Genomic DNA, 16,200 nt, shown 5'->3' with positions numbered 1-16,200 from the left:
GCGCAAAAACACCTCGACGCGGGGTGGAGCAGCCCGGTAGCTCGTCAGGCTCATAACCTGAAGGTCGCAGGTTCAAATCCTGCCCCCGCAACCAATCCAAACCCAACAAAACACAGCCCAAGCGCAGCGCAGCCGCAGAAACCGCGCGGAAGCCCCGCACGCCACACCCCACCGCAGCAGGGCAACAAAAGCAGACAAGGATCAAGCGCGGCCGAAACAAGGCCCGCCCCACCGCTGCCCGAAACTGCCCCCAATCGGCCGAAAGCGCGTTGGCCCGCACTCACGCGAAACGCCCGCCTGGCGCTTCTTGCTCAGCCTGACGATGCCCAATTTCAAAAGCATGGCAGGGACGAGCTGGGCGACATCGCGGATACGGCCTCGTCCTTTCAAGTTCAAGACAACGTGCAGCGCAAGACAACGGCCAAGATCGAGAATGAGGGCTCGCCACACAACGGGCGAAAACAAAAATAGAACCCTGCCGGTGGAGGGCTGCGCATCGGCGGGCTCCGCAGCGTTCCGTTGAGGATGTCCCGGTCGTCGCAGGGAAGACCTACGGCCGCGTGGCGGCCAGACTGGCGGCCGTATCATTGAGGATGCGACGCGCGAGCCGGGCGCACTGCGTGCGGATATCCGGCACGGCGACGATCTCCCAGAATGCCGCGCGCGTCACGGGGCCCACTGCGAACAGCCGTGACGAGGGGTGTCCGTCGCGGTCAATCAGCGCCCCGTCGGTGGTGACGTCGAGCCCGATGCAGAGCGGGTCCACACGTGCGCGGCCGCTGGCAAAGAGCGCCCGCAGGAGCGGGTTCTTCGTCTCGCTGGGATTGGTCACGATGCCAGTACACGAGACGATGTGGTCGACGTCCAGCACCTCCTCCTGCCTTGCGCCCCGCCGGCGGTAGCGCACCCTCGCGCCATCGCCGCGCGGTTCGGTCGCGACCACCTTAGCGGCGATCAGCTGGACCCGGTCGGTCGCCAGCGCAGCCTTGATTCGCGCGTCCACCTCGGGCGGCATGCGGTGGCGGTGCACATCCCACCAGGCGCGGGCGTGGGTGAGGAAGCGGCGCTTCGAGCTTTCGGAAAAGCTCTGCCAGATGCGCTGCGTATGCGGACGCACGCCGTCTATGACGCTGCGCCAGTCGTCGCCGCGCTCCTGCGCCCAGGCGATGGTCTCCCGCAGCCAATGCATGAAGTAGCTGACATCCGTGCCGAAGGGCACGTCAGCGGCATCGATGATCAATGGCTTGACGCGTCGATGCGCCTGCGGCAGCAGCCCCCGGCGCGACATGGCGACGATGGGGCCGCGATGCTGCACGTCGAGCAGCGACAGCACGTAATCCACCATCGTCAGCCCGGTGCCAAGAATGAGCACCGTGGCGTCAGGATCGACGCCGGCAACGGACGGTGACACCCATGGGCTGACGTGACAGCCGTCCTGCCGCGGCTCCTCGTGGCCGGTCGCGAGCACGGCGACATGGCCGAGCACGCTGGTGCCGTCTTCGAGACGCACCTCCACGCCCGACGGGCGCTCGGCCACATCGACGCAGGTGCCCTTCACGATCGACAGCCGCCCGGGCCGGTCGTCGCCGGTCAGATGCGGTTCGACAAGGCTGCGCAGATAGGTTCCATAAAGGGCGCGCGGGGCGAAGAAAAACGGCTCGGCATCCCCCGATGCCGGGAGCATGCCGTTGCGGACCAGCCAGTGCCAGAAGTGCCGCGGCTCGTCGGCGAAGGCGCCCATGTTGGCGGCGGCAACGTTGAGCAGGTGGTTGCTGCTCGGGGACGAGAAGGCGATGCCCGGGCCAAGCTCATCGCGCGGTTCGATCAGGGTGACACGCAGATCGGGGAGCGGCTCGCGCAGAAGGTGACAGGCGAGCAGGGTGCCGCTAGCGCCGCCTCCTATGATGATCACGCGCGGGGCCGACAGCATGGACCTCTCCGGATTCGTCTATGGCTTCCGTTATCGAAATGGGCAGTCGACGGGCCGCGGGGCGCCGTCAGATATGATAGATCAACTCAAGCTCTCTGACGTTACCGAGCGCGCGCATGTCCGCCAAGGTGCGTCCGTCCAGAACGGCCGCGATGGCGTTGCGCACATCGAGCATCATCAGACGCACGGAGCAATGCTCCTCCGAAACACAGTCCTCACAGGGCTCGTAGCGCGTCCGGCTGGCACAGGGGATCGGCGCCAGGGGCCCGTCGAGAACGCGGATGACCTGCCCCACAGAAATCTCGTGCGCGGGGCGGGCCAGGCGGTAGCCACCGTGCTTGCCTTTGCGGCTCTGGACGAAGCCGGCATTGCGCAACTCGGCGAGGATGGCGTCGAGAAACTTCTTCGGAATGCGCTCCGCTTCGGCGATGTCCGAGACCTGGGCCAGTTCCTCGCCTCCCAGTCCCGCGAGATGGACCAGGGCCTTGAGCCCGTACTTTCCCTTTTTTGTCAGCATTTTGCGGCGGCGGCGTCCGGCAGGGTGGGTATTATTCTAGGTAAGCGGTAGAAATAGGGCCTTTTTCTCGCCCCGTCGAGCGCCACCGTGCCGCAGCTAGGCCGGTTCGAGCGCCGGCGATGCCTGCTCGAAGAAGCGGTTTGCCGGCCGTTCCAGCCCGTAGTGATCGCGCAAGGTGCGGCCCTCGTAGCGCGTTCTGAACAGGCCGCGCTTCTGCAGGATCGGGACCACCTCATCGGCGAAGACGTCGAAGAGGTAGGGCAGGATGGGCGGCATCACGTTGAAGCCGTCAGCCGCGCCGCTCTCAAACCAGTCCTCGATGGTATTGGCGATCTGCTCGGGCGTGCCCACGACAGTCAGGTGGCCGCGCGCGCCCGCGAGCTTGTGCAGCAGGGCGCGCAGTGTCGGGCGCTCCCGCCGCACGAAGGAGATGATCACCTCCGTGCGGCTGCGGGCGGCCTGGACCGTCTCCGGGTCAGGAAAGTCGTCGACCGAGAGCACGGCGTCGAGATCGAGATGGGAGAAGTCGTGGCCGCCGAAGCGGTTGGACAGGTGCTCGAGGCCGACGGCGGGAACAGTGAGCTCGTTGAGCTCGCGGTCGAGGCGCTGGGCCTCGGCCTCGGTGGAGCCGATGACAGGGCTGATGCCGGGCAGGATGACGATCTCCTCCGGCAACCGCCCGAGCGCCGAGGCCTGATCCTTGATGTCGCGATAGAAGGCTACGGCCGATGCTTTCTCCAGGTGGGCAGTGAAGATCGCCTCGGCATGGGCGGCAGCGAAACGCCGCCCGGTGGTCGACGAGCCGGCCTGGACGAAGACCGGCCGCCCCTGGGGCGGGCGGGAAATGTTCAGCGGCCCGCGCACCTTGTGCCAGCGCCCGACATGGTCGATGCGCCGGATGCGCGTGGGGTCGGCGTAGCGGCCCGCCGCACGGTCGTCGAGTACGGCGTCGTCGGCCCAGCTGTCCCAGAGCTTGGAAACGACCTCGACGAATTCGGTGGCACGCTCGTAACGCTCGGCGTGCTCGATCTGATGGTCGTAACCGAAGTTGGGACCCGCGCCCGTGACCCAGGATGTGACGATGTTCCAGCCGACGCGCCCGTTGCTGATGTGATCGAGCGAGGCGAACTGGCGGGCAAGGTTGAAGGGCTCGGTATAGGTGGTGGAGGCGGTGGCGATGAGGCCGAGCCGTTCGGTGACGCCGGCCAGCGCCGCGAGCGTCGTCAGCGGCTCGAGGCCGCCGCGCGCGTTGTGCTCGACCTCATGGCTGATGGCGAGCGCATCGGCAAAGAAGATGGCGTCGAACAGGGCTGCCTCGGCGCGGCGGGCGAGGTCCTGGTAATAGGTGATGTCTGTGAGGGACTGCGTCGTGGCGGCGGGATGCCGCCAGGCGGCCTCGTGGTGGCCGCGCCCGTGCACGAAGAGGTTGAAGTGGAGCTGTCTGGTCATGACGGTTCTCCCGACCGGTGAGGGCTGTCAGGCAAAGACGCCGAGCGCCGCCAGAAGGCTGCGGCGAAGGGTTTCGTAGCGAGCGTCGGAGGGGCGCCGCGGGTGGGGCAGGTCGACTGGCCGGTCCAGCGCGATGCGGCCTTCTTCCATCACGAGCACGCGATCCGCCAGGGTGAGCGCCTCGTCGACATCATGCGTGACGAGGAGCACCGTCGGCCTGTATCTGCCGATGAGCTGGAACAGCAGCGCGTGCATGCGCAGGCGGGTCAGGGCGTCGAGCGCGCCGAAGGGCTCGTCCGCCAGCAGCAGTTCCGGCTCGTGCGCCAGCGCGCGGGCGAGGGCGACACGCTGCTTCTCCCCGCCCGACAGGGTTTCCGGCCAGGCGGCCTCCCGGCCGGCGAGGCCGACGTCCGCGAGCAGTTTGAGCGCGCGGCTGCGGGCTTCGCTGTCGCGCAGGCCGAGCATCACGTTGTCGAGCACGCGGATCCAGGGCAGTAGCCGCGCATCCTGGAAGAGCACGGAGGATTGGGCCGGCACGTGCAGCACGCCTTCGCGCTCGGCATCGTCGTCGAGCCGGGCGAGGGTCCGCAGGAGGGTGCTCTTGCCCGAGCCGCTGCGGCCGATGAGCGCGACGAATTCGCCGGCCGCGATGGTGAGCGAGATGCCGTCGAGGATCCGGCGGCCCCCGAACCCCCGGCTCAGGCCTTCGAGCACAACGGCGGCGGGGCGCGCGACCGGGGCGGCCGCTTCGAGGCGCAGCGTCGTCATGTTCCGATCACCTTGCGATAGGAGAGGACCCGGCGTTCCCACCAGCGCACGGCGCCGTCGGACAGGAGGCCGAGGGCGGCGTAGACAACGAGCCCGACCACGATGACGTCCGTCTGGCCGTAGTCGCGGGCCCGGTTCATGAGGTAGCCGATGCCCTCCGTCGTGTTGATCTGCTCCAGCACAACGAGCGCAGTCCAGCACATGGTCACCGCCAGCCGCAGGCCGGTGAAGAAGCCGGGCAGGGCGCCCGGCAGCGCGACGCGGCGGATGAACTCGAGCCGCGACAGGCCCACCGTCCGGGCGAGCTCGACGTAGCGCAGGTCGATGCCGCGCAGCGCCGCGTGGGTGTTGATGTAGACCGGCACCAGAACGCTCGTGACGATGAGCGCGACCTTCATGGTCTCGCCGATACCCAGCCACAGGATGGCGAGGGGGATGAGCGCCAGCGTGGGGATGGCACGCTTGATCTGGACGAGCCCGTCAATCGTGGCTTCGCCGAGTCTCGTCAGGCCCGCGATGAGGGCGAGCGCGAGGCCGAGGGCGACGCCGATCGCAAGGCCCAGATAGGCCCGTTCGGCGGAAGCGAGAAAATGCTGCACCAGCACGCCTTCGACCAGCAGCCTGTAGCCGGTCGCGACCGCCGTCGACGGCGCGGCGAGCAGGCGCGGTGACAGCAGTCCCGTCAGTGACGCGAGCTCCCAGATCACCAGAACGAGGGCGGGACCGAACAGCTGGCCGCCCGGGCCGAGCCGGCGCGGCGTCAGCGGCCGCGCGGGCCGATCCGCCCTGCCGGCCTTGCGCGTCGAGGGGCCCGGAAAGCCGCGCCAGGCGGACGCCCCGTAGAACTCGCGCGGGGAGACAATGGTCATGGAAACCTCCTCGTCCTTCGCGCGGGCTCAGTCGCCGGCCGCTTCGGAGATGACCGCGTCGAAGCGCAGGTCGAACTGCTTGGACGCATCGAGGCGCTCCGGCAGGTCTCCGGCCTCGTAGATGATGTCGACCAGCTCCTGCTGGCGCGGCACGAGCTGCGACAGCAGCGGGAAGACCGGCTCGCCCTCCGACAGGGTGATGGCCCGGCCGTCCTCGGCCGAAAGGCGCTGGCGGTCTACGAAATAGGCCTTCACCCAGGCGTCGGTATTGGCGGCGGCCCAGCGCCTGGCCTTGATCCAGCGCGTCACGAAATCGCGGATGGCGGCAGCCTTGCCGGGGTCGGAGAGGGCCTTGGCGCTGGCGTAGAGATAGGACAGGCGCCGCGGCAGCCGGTCATGCTCGCTGTCAGGCAGGGCACTCGCCCCCTCGGTGTCGGCGAGGTAGCGCGAGAAGTGGGGCTCATTCAGCACCGCCACATCGACCTGCCCTGTGCGGATCGCGTCCGGAAAGTCGGAAACGCGCAGGGGCACGAGCACGACATCCTTGCGCGTCAGCCCGGCCGCCTTGAGGGCATGCAGCACGAAGGGCTGACGGCCGGTGCCCTCGGCATAGGCGATGCGCTTGCCCTTGAGCTCCTCTAGCGTCTTCACCGAGAGGCCTGGCCGCACGGCGAGCGAATAGTCGACGACCTGGCTCGTCACCGCCGCGACGATCGGGATGGCCTCGCCTGCCGCCTGCGCCTGGATGGGCGGCGTGTTGCCGACCGAGGCAAGGTCGAGCGCGCCGGCGCGGAAGGCTTCCAGAATGGCGGGCCCGCCAAGGAAGTTCGCATAGGTGACCTCGGCGGCGAGGCGGTCGTGCTCGCCGGAGGCTCGCATGAGCGTCTGCAGGGCTTCGTTCTGGTCGGCGACGACCAGCTTCGTGCCGGCCGGCACGTCGCGCGGCAGGTCGTCGCCCGCGGCTGCGGCCGGCGCCGATGCGACAGCGGCGGCCAGCAGCAGCGCAGCAAGTCCGGTCCTGAGGGGCATGATCGATCTCCTGGGCCGTTTCCGGCCATGATGTTGCCGGCGGTCAGGCGACGCGCGCCACCGAGGGGCGGTTCGCCCTGCCGAGCGAGAGCAGACGGTCGAATTCGAAGGCGGCGTCCGCGATGCGTTGCTGGAGCTGGGGCGAAGGGGCGCCGTCGGCAAAATCCTCCGCGCTCGCGTAGACGCCGGTGGGCACCGTATGGGCGCCGAAGAAGCCGAAGAGCGGACGCAGCTGATGTTCCACGACGAGCGCGTGACGGTGGCCGCCGCCGGTGGCAGAGGCGATGACGGGCTTGCCCGCCAGAGCCTGCGGCTCGACGAGGTCGAAGAGGTGCTTGAAGAGCCCGGTGTAGGAACCCTTGTAGACCGGGCTGCCGACGATAAGGCCATCCGCGGCCGCGATCGTCCGGATGATCGCTGCGGCCCGAGGGCCGAGCGCTGCGCGGCTGAAGGCGCCGATCTCCTCGCCGATATCGACGAGGTCGAACACTTCAAGGTCGATGCTGCGCCAGGAGCCCACCTCGGCAGCAATGGCCTCGACCAGAAGCCGCGTGCGGGACGGGCGATGTGTGTTGCCGCTCACGGCGACGATGCTCAACCGGCTCATCGTGAGCCTCCTTCGTGGCCGACACCGCGGACGGGCTGCGCCGTCCGTTGCGGGGCGGAGTTGTCGGTTCGGGGGGACCAACCCTGGCGCCCGGCTGCGGGCGAGCGGGCGGGTGCACGCGACCCGGTGCGGGTCGAGGCTGCGGAATTGGACATAAAAGCTCCCTCCGCCGGCGCGGCGCCGACGTTCGGAATGAATTTTCAGGGGGTCGTGAAGGCGGCGTGCGCCCGAGCCTCAGCTACGACAGCAGGCTCTCATGAGGAAACGTGACATCTCCCAACCTCTCGATCATGGACCACGAGGCGGAGGTCGCTCCGTGGCGCTTTAGCGTTTGATGACGCGGCGCAAGCTGCAATCAAATCACCGCGGCGCTCATCCATCCATCTGGCGAGCCCCGCCATAGCACCACGGATGCCAGGGCCTGTCAATAAATATCTACTTAATCGATAGACATTATGAAATTGTTCCGGTGGCGTGCGCTCCAAAGCCGTTGCCGACCAGACGTTTAGGGGCGGGCGTCCGGAAAACCGTAAAGCGCCTGCTGCGGCGAACGCTCGAATTTTATGCTACTAAATTTATCAACATAATTGACATCGCTGCGCCGCGGCCCATACTCCGGCCGAAAGTGCGCAAGCCGCCCGGGGCGGCACGACGGGGATCAGAGGATGAAAGAGCCGTTCCCGAAGCTCCTGAGCACCTGGCTCGCCCGGCTGGTGGCGCATCTCCATTCAGCTGCATCGCAGCACGCGACACACGCACACAGCGATGAAGAGACCGCACGCTGCCCCGAAGCGCATGCGCTGCTCGGATGCGCGCACGGGCTCTGGTGATCGGGCCGGCCCGGAGCTTCACGCACGTTTCAAGGAACCAATCCGCTGCGCCCGTCGTTGAGTGCCGGCTGCATGGCGTTGGAGGAACGACATGGCTGATTTCCTGACCATCTCCCGGCCGGTGCGGTCGGCGCGCAGGGGCCGGCTCTCGGACGCGACGGCGCGGGCGGTGACCGCCTATGCCGTATTCGCCGCGGCCTTCGGCTTCACGCTCGCCGTCGTCGTCGGCCTCGTGCATTGAGGTTGCACTCGGTCAATGACGATGGGAGCGTTGGTGCCTCGCTCTTGAACAAGAGAGTTCGTGTTCCGATTTTTCGTGTGGGCACCTTTTATCTGGTCGGGTGTCTTTGTCGTTTTCCTGTATACACCAAGAATTGTCGCAAGAAAAAACCGCGTGAGCTGTGCTCACGCGGGGCACATTGCGTATAGTTATTCCGGGAATTTCCGCGATGCTTTGCCCGCGCCGATGACTTTGCCGCTGGCATCCTTAGCCAAAACGGTCCATTCGTATTCGTGTACCTGAGGCGGAGGGGGATTGGGCCCAATATACCGTCCGCCAGTCAGAGCGCCGCACGGAATTGTATTGCTGCCGCTGTATGCGACTTCGCCGCCGCCGTGCTGGAAGCTCTGAGCGTGCTTGTCGACCATGTGGAACGAGAGCGTTTTCGTCCCGGCCGGAACGCCACCCAGCTGGAACTCCGGAGACCCGGAGCACCACCGGAAGGAAACCGACATCGGCTTGGCATCCGACGGAATGCTTGACGAAGAGGTCGTGTTGCACGCAGCCAGAAGGCCAGCCGCTACAAGAGAGATATATACAGCTTTCAATGGTCAGCCCCCCAATAGGAACTCCTGCTCCGAAAGCCGATAGCAGGAACATTACATCTAGCGGCTGTTGTAGGTTGGTCAAGCCAATATTCCTTATCGATATTTATTAATAATATGTCCGATAAGTATTGTGGATGCCATTCATCCAACTGGGCGCGGGAGGCGCTGCGGTGCAGACGGAGGACGTTGGCTCACGGGCTCACATTCTTCGCGGAAGAGCCTCGGTACCTCAACAGGTGCGCTGAGCGCTTGCCATGTCCCCTGCAAGGCCGAGGTGCCGCTATCCCCCCGCTGAGCGCTTGCACTGTGCTCCAGACAGCCTGCCATCGTTTTCCTTCTTGAGCCCTCGGGGCGGGACACGAGAATATCTCGCGCCCCCGGCACGCCTGGGCGAACGGAAGGAAGACTGAGACAATGATCATTTTCGGATCCCCGCGCCGGTATCTGCAGGGCCCCGGCGCCATTGCGCAGCTGGGTGAGGAGGTGGCGAAGCTTGGCAGGAGCGCCCTTCTTCTTGCGGACGATCACGTGCTGGGGCTGATCGGCGAGAGCGTCGGCGCAGGGTGCCGGGCGGCGGGCGTTGGGTTCACGGCCGTGCGCTTTGGCGGCGAGATCACCCGAGCCGAGATCGACCGGCTGGAGGCCGCGGCGCGTGATGTGCGACCGGACGTGGTGATTGCCGCCGGCGGCGGCAAGGCGATCGACGCGGGCAAATCCCTGGGCGGGCGCCTGGGCGTGCGTCTCGTCACGGTGCCCACCATCGCCTCGAACGATTCGCCGACGAGCCACGTCGTCGTGCTCTACGACGAGAAGCACAAGCTTGTGGGCGTCGAGAAGCTCCCCGCCAATCCCGACCTCGTCCTCGTTGATACGGCGATCATCGCGAAGGCACCGGCCCGACTGCTGTCGGCCGGCATCGGCGATGCCGTCGTCAAGCAGTTCGAGGTGGAGCAGTGCTTCCGCAAGGGCGGCACCAACATGTTCGGCGGGCGCGCTCCGCTCGCTGCGCTTGCGCTCGCCCGAGCCTGCTACGCCACCATCCGCGCCGACAGTGCCGCCGCGCTCGCCGCCGTCAGGCGCGGCGAGCCGGACGAGGCGCTGGAGCGGGTCGTGGAGGCGAGCGTACTCATGAGCGGGCTCGCCTTCGAGAGCGGGGGCCTGTCCATCTGCCACGCCATGACGCGCGGCCTCTCGGCGGTGAAGGGACCGGCAGAGGCGCTGCACGGCCTGCAGGTGGCCTATGCGCTGCTCGTCCAGGTGGAGCTGGAGGGGCGGGCGAGCTCCTTCGTCGACGACATGCGCCGCTTCTTCCGCACGGCCGGCCTGCCGGTGAGCCTCGCCGAGCTGGGCTTTGCGGGCGGCGAGGCGGAGATCGCGCTCATTGCCGAGCTGACGGCCCAGGCCCCGCACACGAAGCACTTCGAGAAGCCGCTGGCGCCGGCCGAAATCGCCGCCGCCATCGAGGCCGTGGAAGAGCGGGCCAGGACGAAGGAAACGGCATAGCGGCCGCGCCTTCCGGGCGCCGCTCACTCCCTCACGGCAGCGCCGTCGCCCGCTTCTCGCGGCGGCGCAGCAGCGCGGCGAGGGCGGCAAGACACAGTGTCCCCACGATCAGCAGCAGTGCCGCGGCCGCCACGGTGGGGCTGATGTTCTCACGGATGCTCGAGAACATCTGCCGCGCCAGGGTGCGCTGGTTCGGGCCCGCGACGAAGAGCGTGATCACCACCTCGTCGAGCGATGTGGCGAAGGCGAACACGGCGCCGGAGACGACGCCCGGCACGGCAAGCGGCAGGGTGACGCGGCGGAAGACCGTGACGGGCGGCGCGCCGAGGCTCATGGCCGCCCTCTCGATGGCCGGATCGATGCCCTGCAGAGCCGCCGAGACGCTCACCACGACGAAGGGCACGCACAGCACCGCATGGGCGATGATGACACCCGTATAGGAGCTGGCGAGGCCGAGCCGCACGAGCAGGATCTGCATGCCGACGCCGAGCACGACGGCCGGAACCACCATGGGCAGCAGGAACAGGGTCCTCAGAAGGCCGGCGAGGGGCAGGGCGCTCCGGCGCAGGCCGAGCGCCGCCAGCGTGCCGAGCACGGTCGAGAGTACGGTCGCGCCGATGCCTATGATGAGGCTGTTGACGATGGACAGGCGCCACACGTCGGCCGTCACCAGCTCCTCGAACCACCTCAGCGAATAGGCCGGGATGGGATAGGTGAGGAACACGCTCGACGTGAAAGCGAGCGGCAGGATGGCGATGATCGGCAGGATCAAGAAGGCGACGACGAGGACGCCGAAAACGATCTGGAGCGCGCGCAGCATGGATCAGGCCCCCCCGGGCAGCTGCGGCGAGCGCGACAGCCGCCCGTAGACGACGTAGAGCAGCAGCGTGACCGCCAGGAGGATGAGGCCGAGCGCTCCCGCCATGCCCCAGTTGGCGGTGCCGAGCGCGTAGAAGGCGATGACCGAGGAGATCATCTGGTCGTTGGCGCCGCCGACGAGCGCGGGCGTGATGTAGTAGCCGATGGCCACCATGAAGACGAGCAGGCAGCCCGACATCAGCCCGGGCATGGCGAGCGGCAGCAGGACGCGCCAGAAGGCGCGCAATGGCCCGGCGCCGAGCGAGGCTGCTGCCGGCATGAGGTTGCGCGGCACGGCGATGAGCACGCTGTAGATGGGCAGCACCATGAAGGGCAGCAGCACGTGCGTCATGGCAATGATGACGCCAAGCCGGTTGAAAATGAGCGGCAGCGGCCCGTCGATGAGGCCGATGGCCATGAGCGCATCGTTGATGAGCCCTTCCTGTTGCAGCAGGATGAACCAGGCTGCCGTGCGCACAAGCAGCGAGGTCCACAGCGGCAGCAGCACGGCCAGCAGCAGGAGCGCCCGCACGAGGCCACTCGCCGAGGCGGCCAGCATCGCATAGGGCAGGCCGATGAGGGCGCACACCAGCGTGACCGTGCCCGCGATCACGAAGGTGCGCAGCATGATGACTCGGTTCGCCGCCGTGCCCGGGTCCTCCGCCGTGATGTTTCCGGATGCGTCACGCTTGAGGTCGAGGGCGGCGAGCAGGTTGCGGTCCGTGTAGGGCGGCACCGCGTCCCTGATGGCGCGCCAGAAGCGGGGATCGCTCCAGCGCCGGTCGATGGCGGCAAGATCGAGCGAAGCGAGGTCAGCCGCCTCGCGGGCTGCCGTCACGGTGCGGGAGAGAAGGGTGCGGAAGCCGGAAACGGCGCTGTTCAGCCGGCGCACCGCCTCGCCGAGGGCCTGCTGGTCCTCGGCCGAGCGAAGATCCTCCGCGAAGGCGGTCTGCACCGCCGGCGGCGGCAGGTCGTTGCCATCCCACTGCGCCATGGCGGCAGCGGTGCGCGGTAACACTTTCGTCACCGCGTCGTCGACCACGGAGGCCGTCACCATGGTCCACAGCGGCCAGACGAAGAACAGGACGAGAAAGAGGACGAGCGGCGCGACCAGCGCAGCGGCCCAAGCCCTGTCCCTGATACTGGGCCGGCTCATGAGGCGAGCACCGTGCAGTCCTGGGGATCGAAGGAGGCGACGGCTTCGGTGCCCACCGGCCAGTCGCCGGCGAGCCTCTCGGCCCGCGCCACGAGCTCAAGAGAGCCGCTTTTCAGGACCAGGCGCATGTGGTCGCCATGGTAGATGCAGTCTGCGACGGTGACGGGCAGGGCGTTGGCGGCAGCCGGCGTTGAGCCGAGACGGATGCGCTCCGGGCGCAGCGACAGCGACACGTCCCGCCCGGGCTGCACGTTCCCGCACACGCTGAGGGCGGCATCGCCCACGCGCACCACGGCCCGTTCGCCCCCCGCGTCCACGACCTTGCCGGCGACGAGGTTGGTCTCGCCGATAAACTCGGCGACGAAGCGGGTTCGCGGGCGGTCGTAGACCATCTGCGGCGTGTCGATCTGCTCGATCTTGCCGGCGTTGAAGACGGCGATGCGGTCCGACATCGTCAGCGCCTCCGACTGGTCGTGGGTGACGAAGACGATGGTGAGCCCCAGCCGCCGGTGCAGGTCGCGGATCTCGAGCTGCATGTGCTCACGCAGCTGCTTGTCGAGCGCGCCGAGCGGCTCGTCCATGAGGATGACGTCCGGCTCGAAGACGAGGGCGCGCGTCAGCGCCACGCGCTGCTGCTGGCCGCCCGAAAGTTGCGAGGGCTTGCGGTCTTTGAGCGCGCCGAGGCGCACCATGTCGAGCGCGCGCTCCACGCGCCGGACGATCTCGGCCCGCGGTACGCGCTGCATCTCGAGCGGGAAGGCGACATTCTCCGCCACAGTCATGTGTGGAAAAAGGGCGTAGTTCTGGAACACCATGCCCATCTGCCGGCGATGCGGCGGCAGGTGCGTGATAGGCTTGCCGTCCAGAAAAATCTCTCCGCTCGTCGGCCGCTCGAAGCCCGCGAGCATCATCAGAAGGGTTGTCTTGCCGGAGCCGGAAGGCCCGAGCAGGCTGACGAACTCGCCCTTGGCGATCTCGAGGTCGAGGTTGTCGACGACCGTCAGGGCCCCGAATTTTTTCGTAACGTTCTTAAACGCGATGAAGGCGCCCATTGCTCCGCCCGATACCGAGGGCCCGCCAGCACAGACGCGTGCGTGCCGGGCGGGCCACGAAGGAAATCTGGGCGGGCGCCAGGGCCCGCCCCGGATCGGTCAGCCGGCTGCCGTCACTGGGCGAGCCAGGCGTTGAAGCGCTTGTTGAGTTCCTCGATGTTGTCCACCCAGAAGTCGGCATCGAGCGCGAGAGCCCCGGCAAGGTTCTCCGGCGCCGTGGGCAGGTCCGCCTGGAGCGCGGCCGGCACGGCATTGGCCGCTTCCTTGTTGGGCAGGCCGTAGGCGACGTATTCTGGCAGCTTCACCTGGTTCTCAGGCTGGCTGGCGAAGGCGATGAAGTCCATCGCCGCGTCCTTGTTGGGGCTGTTCTTCAGGATGACCCAGCTGTCGATGGCATAGATGCTGCCCGGCCAGACGATCTTGAAGTTCTTGCCCTCGGACTTGTTGATGCCTGCGATGCGCCCGTTGTAGGCCGTCGTCATCACCACCTCGCCGGAGGCGAGGAGCTGCAGCGGCTGGGCGCCCGATTCCCACCACACGATGTGGGGCTTCAGCTCGTCGAGCTTCTTGAAGGCGCGGTCCACGCCCTCGGGCGTCGAGAGCACCTTGTAGACCTCGGCGGGAGGAACGCCGTCAGCCATCAGGGCGAACTCGAGCGAGTACTTCGGGCCGCGCCGCAGGGAGCGCTTGCCGGGGAACTTCTGCACGTCCCAGAAGTCGGCCCAGGAGGTCGGCCCCTCCTTGAGCTTGTCCCCGTCATAGGCGATCGCGGTGCTCCAGACGATGGCACCCACGCCGCAGTCGTTCACGGCCGCCGGCAGGAACTTGTCCTTGCCGCCCAGCTTGTCCCAGTCGAGCTTCTCGTAGAACCCGTCGGCGCAGCCGAGGGTAAGCTCCTCCGCCTCGACCTGCACCACGTCCCAGTTCGGGACGCCCGCCTTGACCTTGGCGGCGATGACGCCGATGCCGCCATCCCAGCTCTCATCGAGCACCGGCTTGCCGGTCTTCTTCGCGAAGGGCTCGAAATAGATCTTTCGCTGGGCGTCCTGATAGTTGCCACCCCAGGACACGACCGTGAGGTCGCGCGCCTGTGCCCCGATGCTACCCCACACGCCGACGACGGCCGACAGGCAGCCGACAAGTGCAAGTGTCCTCACCGATCGCATGACTTTCCCCTCTGTCGTTTGTTGGTTATCCCCGCGGGCGGGCACGCCCCGGGCAACTTGAAAGCTGTCGACCGCTTGGTGGTTAAGATAATCACCACTCCGTGCGGTCGGTCAACCACCCTCACATCCTAATAGGTCGGCGGCGTCATGGCGCTCACGATCTCGCTCTCGCCGTCCGCGACGTTGCGGAACCGATGGGGCTGGCGGCTGTCGAAATAATAGCCGTCGCCCGCCCTCAGCACGCGGCTCTCGCTGCCCACGGTGAGCTCGACGGCGCCACGCGTCACCAGGCCCGCCTCCTGGGCGGAATGGGCGACGGCCTCTCCCGTGTCGGCCCCGCGGGCATAGGTCTCGTGCAGCACCAGCATCTGCCGATTTGGATGATTGAGCCCCACCATCCGGTATGAGATGCTGGCCGCCTTGCCGATCTCGACCCATTCGTGCGCGGCATAGAAGGGTGAGTAAGGCACTCTGGAATAGAGGTCCGCGAAGAAGCCCGGCAGGGTCGTGCCGAGTGCGTCGAGGATGGCGCTCAGCGTGTCGACCGACGGGCTCATGCGGTCGCGCTCGATGAGCGAAATGGCGGAATGCGAGACGCCCGAGCGCAGCGCCAGCTCGCGCACACTGATGTTGCGGCGGCGGCGCAGCTCCTTCAGATGCGATCCGATCTGCGGCATGGCTGTTTCGGTCGTGACCGATCTCCGCAGCCTAGGGGTGTTTAGTATTTTGAGCAAGGTGATCCCTGCCACCGCGCAGGCGGGCTTCCTCGAGAGGGCGCGGCAGCGGCCTGGGGCCGCGCGGGCGGGCCCAATCCTGCGGCACGCTGCCGCGGGTGTAGAATACTTCGTCCTCCCACTGGTTCGTGACGGTGAGGCCCACGGCCCTCGCCAGGACCGGCTTTGAGACTTTGCCCTCCAGAACCAGCCTGGGGCCATCGTTCTTCAGGATATCCTCGATCGTGCGGAAATCCTGCCTGCCGTGCGTGGTGTCCACGATCCAGACCTTTGCGCCCGGCCTCGCCCGGGCGAAATGCTCGGCGGTGGATTCGCTCATGGTGAGGGACGGCGCTCTGCCTTGCTCGGTGCCGCTGTGGCTGCCTGCGTGGGCGATGATGGCAGCGAGGTAGCGGTCCTGCGCATCCGGCCCCGTCCAGTCGAACGAGCTGGTGATGCCAGAACCGGTCTGCCCCCTGTAGAGCCGGTCGGGAACGGGTCTGTCCGCGCGCCGGTCGATGATGCTCGCGATCTCGTCCGCCTTCAGCACGCGGCCGCTGCCGCGGCGCATCTTGCCGGCTTCCTCGTAGACCTCGTGCAGGATGCGGCTGGCGTCCGGAGGGCTCGCGATTCCTTCAGCGGCGGCACGACGACGCCCGCCATCCTGCGCGGTGCGCAGGCAGGAGAGCCATCTGCGCCCACCACTTTTTGCTGCGAAAGCGCCTTGCGAATTATTCGATGATTTGGGCGTGTTGCTCAATGTAATTTCATTTACATTCATTGCTTTGTCATCCTCAAGAGCGATTGATATGTTTATATTTTATGCCATATATTCGCGCATATTTGCCCCTGTTCATGCAATGAACATCGCGGGTGGATCAAAGGAATTTTCCGGGAATTCCATATTTCCGGGTGGAGCGAGCCG

16 protein-coding genes and 1 tRNA gene are annotated in these 16,200 nt (G+C 67.0%); 3 read left to right on the top strand and 14 right to left on the bottom strand.

The genetic code is table 11. The features are described 5' to 3' along the window. The first annotated feature begins 17 nt into the window (after positions 1–17). Positions 18–94: transfer RNA gene (locus HNQ73_RS11275), tRNA-Met, on the top strand. A 456-nt stretch (positions 95–550) separates the two neighbouring features. Here the strand turns inward: HNQ73_RS11275 and HNQ73_RS11270 are convergent. The 7 genes from HNQ73_RS11270 to msuE form a co-directional block, all read right to left on the bottom strand. Continuing rightward, positions 551–1,930 (bottom strand): FAD/NAD(P)-binding protein, encoded by a 1,380-nt coding sequence (locus tag HNQ73_RS11270; RefSeq protein ID WP_183334931.1) that lies wholly within the window; start codon positions 1,928–1,930, stop codon positions 551–553. Positions 1,931–1,997: 67 nt separating this feature from the next. Next, entirely contained in the window at positions 1,998–2,447 is a 450-nt protein-coding gene (locus tag HNQ73_RS11265) for an RrF2 family transcriptional regulator (RefSeq protein ID WP_183334930.1), read from the bottom strand. Between the two features lie 96 nt (positions 2,448–2,543). Further along, positions 2,544–3,896, bottom strand: coding sequence for an LLM class flavin-dependent oxidoreductase (locus tag HNQ73_RS11260; RefSeq protein ID WP_183334929.1), 1,353 nt, complete (start codon positions 3,894–3,896; stop codon positions 2,544–2,546). Between the two features lie 27 nt (positions 3,897–3,923). Then, positions 3,924–4,664: an ABC transporter ATP-binding protein gene (locus HNQ73_RS11255; RefSeq protein WP_183334928.1), complete on the bottom strand. Its 741-nt coding sequence runs from the start codon at positions 4,662–4,664 to the stop codon at positions 3,924–3,926. After that, positions 4,661–5,533 carry an ABC transporter permease gene (locus HNQ73_RS11250; RefSeq protein ID WP_183334927.1) on the bottom strand — a complete coding sequence of 291 codons (873 nt, stop codon included), beginning with the start codon at positions 5,531–5,533 and terminating at the stop codon, positions 4,661–4,663. The genes HNQ73_RS11255 and HNQ73_RS11250 overlap by 4 nt, the downstream gene beginning before the upstream one ends. A gap of 27 nt (positions 5,534–5,560) precedes the next feature. Then, positions 5,561–6,562 (bottom strand): ABC transporter substrate-binding protein, encoded by a 1,002-nt coding sequence (locus tag HNQ73_RS11245; RefSeq protein WP_183334926.1) that lies wholly within the window; start codon positions 6,560–6,562, stop codon positions 5,561–5,563. Between the two features lie 43 nt (positions 6,563–6,605). Continuing rightward, complete coding sequence (gene msuE, locus HNQ73_RS11240) at positions 6,606–7,169, bottom strand: FMN reductase (protein WP_183334925.1); 564 nt, start codon at positions 7,167–7,169, stop codon at positions 6,606–6,608. A 921-nt stretch (positions 7,170–8,090) separates the two neighbouring features. On the opposite strand from msuE, the gene HNQ73_RS11235 reads away from it, so the two are divergent. Next, complete coding sequence (locus HNQ73_RS11235; RefSeq protein WP_183334924.1) at positions 8,091–8,240, top strand: hypothetical protein; 150 nt, start codon at positions 8,091–8,093, stop codon at positions 8,238–8,240. A gap of 188 nt (positions 8,241–8,428) precedes the next feature. Here the strand turns inward: HNQ73_RS11235 and HNQ73_RS11230 are convergent, their stop codons facing one another. Next, the gene (locus HNQ73_RS11230; protein WP_183334923.1) at positions 8,429–8,734 is read right to left on the bottom strand and encodes a YbhB/YbcL family Raf kinase inhibitor-like protein; all 306 of its coding nucleotides are present in this window, start codon (positions 8,732–8,734) and stop codon (positions 8,429–8,431) included. Positions 8,735–9,241: 507 nt separating this feature from the next. Between HNQ73_RS11230 and HNQ73_RS11225 the strand changes: the two genes are divergently transcribed. Further along, positions 9,242–10,330 carry a glycerol dehydrogenase gene (locus HNQ73_RS11225; protein WP_183334922.1) on the top strand — a complete coding sequence of 363 codons (1,089 nt, stop codon included), beginning with the start codon at positions 9,242–9,244 and terminating at the stop codon, positions 10,328–10,330. 31 nt (positions 10,331–10,361) lie between these two features. On the opposite strand, the gene HNQ73_RS11220 is transcribed toward HNQ73_RS11225, so the two are convergent. The 6 genes from HNQ73_RS11220 to HNQ73_RS11195 form a co-directional block, all read right to left on the bottom strand. Continuing rightward, a complete protein-coding gene (locus HNQ73_RS11220; RefSeq protein ID WP_183334921.1) occupies positions 10,362–11,150 on the bottom strand; it encodes an ABC transporter permease in 789 nt (262 codons plus the stop codon). A 3-nt stretch (positions 11,151–11,153) separates the two neighbouring features. After that, a complete protein-coding gene (locus HNQ73_RS11215) occupies positions 11,154–12,344 on the bottom strand; it encodes an ABC transporter permease (protein WP_183334920.1) in 1,191 nt (396 codons plus the stop codon). Then, positions 12,341–13,396: an ABC transporter ATP-binding protein gene (locus tag HNQ73_RS11210; RefSeq protein WP_183334919.1), complete on the bottom strand. Its 1,056-nt coding sequence runs from the start codon at positions 13,394–13,396 to the stop codon at positions 12,341–12,343. Before HNQ73_RS11210 ends, HNQ73_RS11215 begins: the two co-directional genes overlap by 4 nt. Before the next feature lie 113 nt (positions 13,397–13,509). Beyond that, positions 13,510–14,562, bottom strand: coding sequence for an ABC transporter substrate-binding protein (locus HNQ73_RS11205; protein ID WP_183334918.1), 1,053 nt, complete (start codon positions 14,560–14,562; stop codon positions 13,510–13,512). A gap of 128 nt (positions 14,563–14,690) precedes the next feature. Then, complete coding sequence (locus tag HNQ73_RS11200) at positions 14,691–15,239, bottom strand: helix-turn-helix domain-containing protein (RefSeq protein ID WP_183334917.1); 549 nt, start codon at positions 15,237–15,239, stop codon at positions 14,691–14,693. A 31-nt stretch (positions 15,240–15,270) separates the two neighbouring features. Continuing rightward, the gene (locus HNQ73_RS11195) at positions 15,271–16,056 is read right to left on the bottom strand and encodes a hypothetical protein (RefSeq protein WP_183334916.1); all 786 of its coding nucleotides are present in this window, start codon (positions 16,054–16,056) and stop codon (positions 15,271–15,273) included. Positions 16,057–16,200 lie beyond the last annotated feature (144 nt).

Source organism: Chelatococcus composti (genome assembly GCF_014201415.1).
Lineage (GTDB): Bacteria > Pseudomonadota > Alphaproteobacteria > Rhizobiales > Beijerinckiaceae > Chelatococcus_A > Chelatococcus_A composti.
This window is presented reverse-complemented; position numbering and strand designations above follow the sequence as displayed.

Coding starts and splice junctions, on each gene's coding strand:
- HNQ73_RS11230 (WP_183334923.1), bottom strand. CDS start 8,734: ATGTCGGTTTCCTTCCGGTGGTGCTCCGGGTCTCCGGAGTTCCAGCTG.
- msuE (WP_183334925.1), bottom strand. CDS start 7,169: ATGAGCCGGTTGAGCATCGTCGCCGTGAGCGGCAACACACATCGCCCG.
- HNQ73_RS11265 (WP_183334930.1), bottom strand. CDS start 2,447: ATGCTGACAAAAAAGGGAAAGTACGGGCTCAAGGCCCTGGTCCATCTC.
- HNQ73_RS11255 (WP_183334928.1), bottom strand. CDS start 4,664: ATGACGACGCTGCGCCTCGAAGCGGCCGCCCCGGTCGCGCGCCCCGCC.
- HNQ73_RS11205 (WP_183334918.1), bottom strand. CDS start 14,562: ATGCGATCGGTGAGGACACTTGCACTTGTCGGCTGCCTGTCGGCCGTC.
- HNQ73_RS11215 (WP_183334920.1), bottom strand. CDS start 12,344: ATGAGCCGGCCCAGTATCAGGGACAGGGCTTGGGCCGCTGCGCTGGTC.
- HNQ73_RS11235 (WP_183334924.1), top strand. CDS start 8,091: ATGGCTGATTTCCTGACCATCTCCCGGCCGGTGCGGTCGGCGCGCAGG.
- HNQ73_RS11245 (WP_183334926.1), bottom strand. CDS start 6,562: ATGCCCCTCAGGACCGGACTTGCTGCGCTGCTGCTGGCCGCCGCTGTC.
- HNQ73_RS11250 (WP_183334927.1), bottom strand. CDS start 5,533: ATGACCATTGTCTCCCCGCGCGAGTTCTACGGGGCGTCCGCCTGGCGC.
- HNQ73_RS11225 (WP_183334922.1), top strand. CDS start 9,242: ATGATCATTTTCGGATCCCCGCGCCGGTATCTGCAGGGCCCCGGCGCC.
- HNQ73_RS11195 (WP_183334916.1), bottom strand. CDS start 16,056: ATGAATGTAAATGAAATTACATTGAGCAACACGCCCAAATCATCGAAT.
- HNQ73_RS11220 (WP_183334921.1), bottom strand. CDS start 11,150: ATGCTGCGCGCGCTCCAGATCGTTTTCGGCGTCCTCGTCGTCGCCTTC.
- HNQ73_RS11210 (WP_183334919.1), bottom strand. CDS start 13,396: ATGGGCGCCTTCATCGCGTTTAAGAACGTTACGAAAAAATTCGGGGCC.
- HNQ73_RS11200 (WP_183334917.1), bottom strand. CDS start 15,239: ATGCCGCAGATCGGATCGCATCTGAAGGAGCTGCGCCGCCGCCGCAAC.
- HNQ73_RS11270 (WP_183334931.1), bottom strand. CDS start 1,930: ATGCTGTCGGCCCCGCGCGTGATCATCATAGGAGGCGGCGCTAGCGGC.
- HNQ73_RS11260 (WP_183334929.1), bottom strand. CDS start 3,896: ATGACCAGACAGCTCCACTTCAACCTCTTCGTGCACGGGCGCGGCCAC.